Annotated in this window: 7 protein-coding genes and 1 pseudogene; 5 read left to right on the top strand and 3 right to left on the bottom strand. The window is 59.8% G+C overall.

Going from position 1 to position 6210, the window contains the following annotated elements:
* Nucleotides 1-35: 35 nt before the first annotated feature.
* A pseudogene (locus ACRXB1_RS27870) lies at nucleotides 36-128 on the bottom strand (ABC transporter ATP-binding protein); the annotation flags it as partial.
* Between ACRXB1_RS27870 and ACRXB1_RS27865 the strand changes: the two are divergent.
* The 3 genes from ACRXB1_RS27865 to ACRXB1_RS27855 are packed head-to-tail and all read left to right on the top strand — an operon-like array spanning nucleotide 115 to nucleotide 2480.
* Nucleotides 115-1368: an EAL and HDOD domain-containing protein gene (locus ACRXB1_RS27865; protein ID WP_449493859.1), complete on the top strand. Its 1254-nt coding sequence runs from the start codon at nucleotides 115-117 to the stop codon at nucleotides 1366-1368. The pseudogene ACRXB1_RS27870 and the gene ACRXB1_RS27865 overlap by 14 nt on opposite strands.
* Before the next feature lie 50 nt (nucleotides 1369-1418).
* Nucleotides 1419-1982 carry a peroxiredoxin gene (locus ACRXB1_RS27860; protein ID WP_061999861.1) on the top strand — a complete coding sequence of 188 codons (564 nt, stop codon included), beginning with the start codon at nucleotides 1419-1421 and terminating at the stop codon, nucleotides 1980-1982.
* Between the two features lie 27 nt (nucleotides 1983-2009).
* On the top strand, nucleotides 2010-2480 hold the full coding sequence (locus ACRXB1_RS27855; RefSeq protein WP_449493858.1) for a hypothetical protein: 471 nt from the start codon (nucleotides 2010-2012) through the stop codon (nucleotides 2478-2480).
* A 4-nt stretch (nucleotides 2481-2484) separates the two neighbouring features.
* Here the strand turns inward: ACRXB1_RS27855 and cydB are convergent, their stop codons facing one another.
* Nucleotides 2485-3489: a cytochrome d ubiquinol oxidase subunit II gene (gene cydB / locus ACRXB1_RS27850; protein WP_178391810.1), complete on the bottom strand. Its 1005-nt coding sequence runs from the start codon at nucleotides 3487-3489 to the stop codon at nucleotides 2485-2487.
* A complete protein-coding gene (locus ACRXB1_RS27845; protein WP_061999859.1) occupies nucleotides 3486-4949 on the bottom strand; it encodes a cytochrome ubiquinol oxidase subunit I in 1464 nt (487 codons plus the stop codon). Before ACRXB1_RS27845 ends, cydB begins: the two co-directional genes overlap by 4 nt.
* 255 nt (nucleotides 4950-5204) lie before the next feature.
* On the opposite strand from ACRXB1_RS27845, the gene sugE reads away from it, so the two are divergent.
* Both sugE and ACRXB1_RS27835 read left to right on the top strand, forming a co-directional pair.
* Nucleotides 5205-5525 (top strand): quaternary ammonium compound efflux SMR transporter SugE, encoded by a 321-nt coding sequence (gene sugE / locus ACRXB1_RS27840; protein ID WP_062170154.1) that lies wholly within the window; start codon nucleotides 5205-5207, stop codon nucleotides 5523-5525.
* Nucleotides 5526-5896: 371 nt separating this feature from the next.
* The coding region (locus tag ACRXB1_RS27835) for a DUF4126 domain-containing protein (protein ID WP_449493857.1) at nucleotides 5897-6210 on the top strand (314 nt) is incomplete at its 3' end.

Here is a 6210-nt window from a genome sequence, read left to right as displayed (position 1 = left end):
GCCGATATCGAAAAGACTTAGCGTCTGGTAGCCGCTCATGCCAGGACTCCGGCAGTCATCACGAGCTGGCGTTCGCCCACGCGTTGCGCCTGGGCCGGATCGTGCGATATCCAGATGCTCGCGCGCGAACCGGAAAGTGTCTATCTAGGGCGCCAGCCGATCATTGATCGCAAGGGCGCGCTGCATGCGTACGAACTGCTTTTTCGCGACAGCCCCGACAATCGCGCGCGCATTTTCGACGATGTCCAGGCCACAGCTCATGTCGTGGCGCGAACGGTCGGTGAGATCGGTCTGTCGGCCGTGCTCGGCGATCATCGCGGCTTCGTGAACATGAACCGCGACCTGCTGTTCGATGACATCGTCCACATCATGCCGCCCGAGCGCTTCGTGCTCGAAATCCTCGAAACCGTCACCTTCGACGCCAGGCTTTTCAAGCGCTGCGAGCAATTGCGCGCGGCAGGCTTTCAGTTCGCCCTCGACGATGTCGTCGCGCTGACCGAACCGCTGCACGAAGCGCTGCCTTACGTGGATTACGTGAAGATCGACTTTCTCGCCGCTGACCGTGCCCATATTCCGGAACTCGCGGCCACGCTCAAGCGTCACGGCAAGACCTTGATTGCAGAGAAGATCGAAACCCACCAGGACTTCGATGAAGCCAGCAAGCTCGGCTTCGACCTGTTCCAGGGTTATTTCTTCGCGCGTCCGCAGGTGCTCGTGACGCGACGCTCGAATCCATCGCGCACCGCGCTGTTGCGATTGCTCGGCGTGTTGTCGGGCGAACCCGGGATTGCGGAACTCGAAGCCGAACTCAAGCTCAATCCAAATGTGGTCGTGCAGCTGCTGCGTCTTGCCAATTCAAGCGCGTTCAAGCTGGCACGTCCGGTTTCATCGCTGCGCGAGGCGATTGCGGCGACCGGCACGCGGCAGATTTCACGCTGGACGCAGTTGCTGCTGTACGCCGATGGACGCCATTTGCCGTGGCGCTCGGACCCGCTCGTGCAGCTCGTGGGCACACGCGCGCGCTTCATGGAGCTGGCGGCGCGCGTCATGCAGCCATCGAATGAAGAATTCGCCGATGCGGCTTTCATGACCGGCATCTTTTCGCTCGTGCATGTGGTCGTGGATCTGCCGCCCGTCGAGATCATCCAGTTGCTGAAGTTGTCCAGGGAGATTTGCGACGCGATCGTCGAAGGCAGCGGACCGCTTGGCGCGTTGTTGCGGATCTCGCAGGCAGCCGAACGGGGCGATGCGCCGGAGCTCGATTCGAGTACCGGCTCGAATGCCGGGTTTGCTGTACTGACGCCGGTCGTGCTTGCCGAGTTGCAGTTCGAGGCCGCCACGTGGTTCGGCGCGCATCGGGTGGAGTAGCGCGCACGTATTACCCGAACAAAATACCCAATCAAAACGAAGGGAGTGTCATGAAACGAAAGTTTGCGGGGAAGTTGCTGGGTTTGTCGCTAGGCGCCGCGCTCGGGGCTTATGCGCTGGTTGCCTATGCAACCCTGAAGCCGGGCGATCAGGCGCCGGCTTTCACGACGCAGGCATCGCTGGGCGGGAATGTCTTCGACTATTCACTCGCTAGCGCGTTGAAGAAGGGCCCGGTCGTGTTGTATTTCTATCCGGCCGCATTCACGAAGGGCTGCACGATTGAAGCGCATGAATTCGCCGATGCCGTCGATGAATACAAGGCGCAAGGCGCAACCGTGATTGGCGTGTCGCATGACAACATCGACACACTGAAGAAGTTTTCGGTTAGCGAGTGCCGCAGCAAATTCCCGGTTGCCGCGGATGCCGACTCGAAGATCATCAAGCAATATGACGCGTCCATGCCGCTCGTCAACTCCATGGCAAACCGCGTTTCATACGTGATCGCGCCCGATGGCAAGGTGATCTACGAATACACGAGTCTCTCGCCGGACCAGCACGTGGCAAATACGTTGCAGGCGTTGAAGGACTGGAACGCGAAGCACAAGACGCAGTAAATCCTTTGCACTTAAGGTTGTTTGCCGATGCCGATCATCGTTGCACTTGTCGTTCTTGTCGCTGTGATTTACGGCGCGTTCTGGTCCTTCCACGAAATCTCGGCGGCGTTCGGTTTCGGCGTTGCCCTCGGCGCCGCGATCGTGGCGGGTTTGATCGTGGTGGCCGTTGCCGCCTACTTCTGGTTCCGATGGAAAGAAGTCGCCCCCAATGTCCACGACGGCGACTGGACGCACGAGATAAAGGGCGACTGGGGCGGTGTAAGGGTAGCGGCGGTCAAGCGCCTGTGCGAGATTCGCGTGGGTGAGCGCACCGGCATGTACATCTTTGCCGACCTGCGTGGCGCGCGCATGGAAGCAGGTTCTGCGGGCCAGGCGTGGCAGGTCGTGCTCGATGTCGCCGACACCACGCAAGCGAAATGGGTAATGCCCATGCGCGATCGCCGCGAGGCACACAAGTGGAGCCGGATCTTGCAAAAGGCCACGGATCAGAAACTGTGACCGCCTAGTGATAACCCATGTCACCGCGCACTTTGCCGCGAAATACCCAGTACGACCAGACTACATAGAGCACGATCACGGGCAGCAGGAACATCGTTCCGATGAGCAAAAACTGCTGTGAAAGCGGCGTTGTGGACGCATCCCATAACGTCACCGATGGCGGCGCAATAAACGGCCACAAGCTGATCACAAGGCCCGTGAACGCGAGGAAGAACAAGCCGATCGAACACATGAACGGCACGACTTCCTTTCTCTTGCCGAGCGCCGACCATAACGTCCATACGAGCAGTACTGTCAGCACCGGCACCGGCGCAAACACGAAGCTTGCGGGAAAACTGAACCAGCGCTCCGAAATCCGTGCGTCCTTGAGCGGCGTCCAGATGCTGATCAGCAAGATGAACGCGATCACGCCGAACAACACCTTCTTTGCCATGCGGCGCGCCCATTCCTGCAGTTCGCCCTCGGTTTTGAGCACGAGCCACGTCGTGCCCTGCAACGCATAACCGAAGATCAACCCGATGCCCGTCAAGAGCGGAAACGGCGCGATCCAGTCCCAGCTCGTGCCGATAAAAACGCGGCCGTGTATCGGAAAGCCCTGGATGAACATGCCGAGCACCACGCCCTGTGAAAACGTCGCGATCAGCGATCCATATCCGAACGCGCCGTCCCAGATCCACTTGCGCGCGCCGACCACCTCGCGGAATTCGAAGGCGACGCCGCGAAAGATCAGCCCGAGCAGCATCAGCAGGATCGGAAAATAAACCGCCGGCACGATGATCGAAAACGCCAGCGGAAACACCGCCAGCAAGCCGCCGCCGCCGAGGATCAGCCACGTTTCATTGAAGTCCCAGACCGGGGCGACCGAATTGATCATCAACTGCCTCTCTACGGGGTCGCGGCGGAGCAGGAACACCATCCCGACGCCGAGATCGAAGCCGTCGAGCAGCACGTACATGAATACGGCAAGCGCCAGGATGGCGGCCCACATCGGCACGAGGTCGAGCATCATGGTCTCCTGGCTGGCGGAACGACATCGTCGGCCCGGACGGCTTTGACCGCGCCCGAAGCCCCCGCAGCACTCGCCGATGCCGCCGATAAAGGCCGCGCCGCACGCGTCTCTGGTTGCAGCAGGTCGTGATCGGTTTCGATGTGTTCGTCGGCGGGACCGAGGCGCACGAGGCGTCGCAGCAGGATGTAGCCGGAGCCGAAAATCACGATGTACGCCAGCACGTAAAGCAGCCACGAGAGCCCGACATCGCCGGCCTTCAATGATGGCGTGACCGAATCGCTCGTGCGCATCAGGCCATAGACGGTCCACGGCTGACGACCGCTTTCAGTGGTGGTCCAGCCGGCCAGCACGGCGATAAACCCGAGCGGCATGCCATACGTGGCGCATCGCAGCCAGCGCTGGCTGGTTTCGAGCTTGCCGCGCGCAAATAGCACGATGCCGGAGAGCACCAGCACGAACATCAGCACGGCAATGCCGACCATGATCCGGAACGCGAAGAAGACCACGGCAACGTTTGGCCGGTCCTCGCGCGGAAAGTCTTTCAGCCCTTGCACGACGCCGTTTGGATCGTGCGTCAGATAAATGCTGCCGAGCACGGGTATCGATATTTCGAAGCGGTTGCGTTCATTCTCCTGATCGGGAATGGCGAAGATGGCGGCGGGAATGCGCGATCCGGTTTCCCACAGTCCTTCCATGGCGGCGAGTTTTGCGGGCTGATGCTCGCGCGTATTGAGACCGTGCATATCGCCGATAACCATCTGCACCGGCACCATGATCATCAGGAAGATCAGCGCCATCTTGGTCATCACGCGGCTTTCTTCCAGCGACCGTCGCTGACGCAAGTACATGGCGCCCACGCCCAGAATGACGAATGCGGCCGTGACGAGAAAAGCGCTGACCGTGTGGCCGAGGCGGTATGGGAAGGAGGGCGTGAAGATGGCGTCGAAGAAACTGGTCACTTCGAAGCGGCCGTCTGGCAGGATCTTGTAGCCGCGCGGCGTCTGCATCCAGCTATTGACCGCGAGAATCCAGAACGACGAGATCACCGTGCCCGACGCCACGAAAAACGCGGCCAACACGTGCGCCCATTGCGGCACGAGCTTGCGGCCGAAGAGCAGCACGCCGAGAAACGCGGCTTCGAGAAAAAACGCGGTGAGGACTTCGTACCCCATCAACGGACCGATCACGCTCGCGGTGGCATCGGTGAAGCGGCTCCAGTTGGTGCCGAACTGGAACGGCATCACGATCCCGGACACCACGCCCATGCCGAACGACACCGCGAATATCTTGAGCCAGAACGCCGAGAGCCGCCTGTAGACGTCGCGTTTGGTCACCCACCAGAGCACTTCCAGTGTCGCGATAAAACATGACAGGCCAACGGTGAACGCCGGCAGCAGGATGTGAAAAGCAATGACCCACGCGAATTGAAAACGGGACAGCAAAACGGCATCTAATTCCATGAACACTCCGCATGAGAAGTTTTCTATGGCGCTCTTGACGACTTAGATTAAACCAGGATTTCGATAAACGACGGTTTTATTTAGGGCGCCTTCTGAATGAGAACCCGGCGGGCTGCGTAACAGCGTAATCAAACGCGTCACATGCGGCGTTTTGTCATCGTTGATATAATTACGCTTTCATTACACGCTGCGTGGACGACCACGCACGCATCGATCACACCGGGGACGGCCCCATTTTCGTTCAAGGGAATGTCCATGTCCTGGTTTCTATTGTTTATCGCCGGTTTGCTCGAAGTCGCGTGGGCCGCGGGCCTTAAGACTTCCGAGGGGTTCACGCGGCTGTGGCCATCCGTGTTCACCATCGTGACGGCGACCGGCAGCTTCGTGCTGCTCGCCATGGCCATGCGCCAATTGCCGCTCGGGACCGCTTACGCAGTCTGGACGGGCATCGGCGCAGTCGGTGCGTTCATCTTCGGCATCGTGATGATGGGCGAGGCGCTTACCGTGGCGCGGGTCGCGAGCGCGGCGTTGATCGTGGTCGGGCTTATTGGGTTGAAATTGTCCTCGGGACATTGATCGCAACGGATATTGCAGTGCTCTTGCAAGTGTTTTTTCTGCATTAACGGCTCAAACAATCAATAAATCGGCCGTTAAACAGTGGTGCATTCCGCTTCACCGGTTCTTTGGCTTTAAGGGTTGAATCGCGAACTTGGGTGCTCGACACAGAGGAAATATGACGCGCTGCATCGGCGGGCCAGCCGTGGCTATAATGGGTTCAGACAGCCAGCGGGTTCGGAGTATCCGGTGCCTGGCGCCCGAATGCTTCATGTTTTGTCCATTATCCCCACCCGATGCTTCATCCAGGCGAAGGGTAAAACACTCAATTCAGGAACGCCGTGACGGTCCTGATGCCTGGCGCGGGGTGAGCAGCGCGCAAGGAGGCGGTGATGCTTGAAGCACTTTCGCTGGCAGCGGGACTCTCGTGGGCCAGCGGGCTGCGACTGTATCTGACGGTATTCGTGGCGGGTTTGTTCGAGCGGCTGGGTCTGATCCACCTGCCCGAAACGCTCTCGGTGCTGGCGTCTCCGTGGGTGATCGGTGTGGCAGCGGCGCTGACCATCGTTGAATTTTTCGCCGATAAAATCCCCGCATTCGACTCCCTCTGGGACGCCATTCATACTTTTATCCGCATTCCTGCCGGCGCCGTGCTTGCCGTCGGCGCGTTCGGTCACGCCGATCCGGCCCTTCTGACCATCGCGGA

It is taken from the genome of Caballeronia sp. M23-90 (assembly GCF_053574605.1).
This window is presented reverse-complemented; position numbering and strand designations above follow the sequence as displayed.

Excerpts from the sequence above, each read along its gene's own strand:
- ACRXB1_RS27845 (WP_061999859.1), bottom strand. The coding sequence starts at position 4,949 with ATGGAATTAGATGCCGTTTTGCTGTCCCGTTTTCAATTCGCGTGGGTC.
- ACRXB1_RS27865 (WP_449493859.1), top strand. The coding sequence starts at position 115 with ATGCTCGCGCGCGAACCGGAAAGTGTCTATCTAGGGCGCCAGCCGATC.
- ACRXB1_RS27855 (WP_449493858.1), top strand. The coding sequence starts at position 2,010 with ATGCCGATCATCGTTGCACTTGTCGTTCTTGTCGCTGTGATTTACGGC.
- ACRXB1_RS27860 (WP_061999861.1), top strand. The coding sequence starts at position 1,419 with ATGAAACGAAAGTTTGCGGGGAAGTTGCTGGGTTTGTCGCTAGGCGCC.
- sugE (WP_062170154.1), top strand. The coding sequence starts at position 5,205 with ATGTCCTGGTTTCTATTGTTTATCGCCGGTTTGCTCGAAGTCGCGTGG.
- cydB (WP_178391810.1), bottom strand. The coding sequence starts at position 3,489 with ATGATGCTCGACCTCGTGCCGATGTGGGCCGCCATCCTGGCGCTTGCC.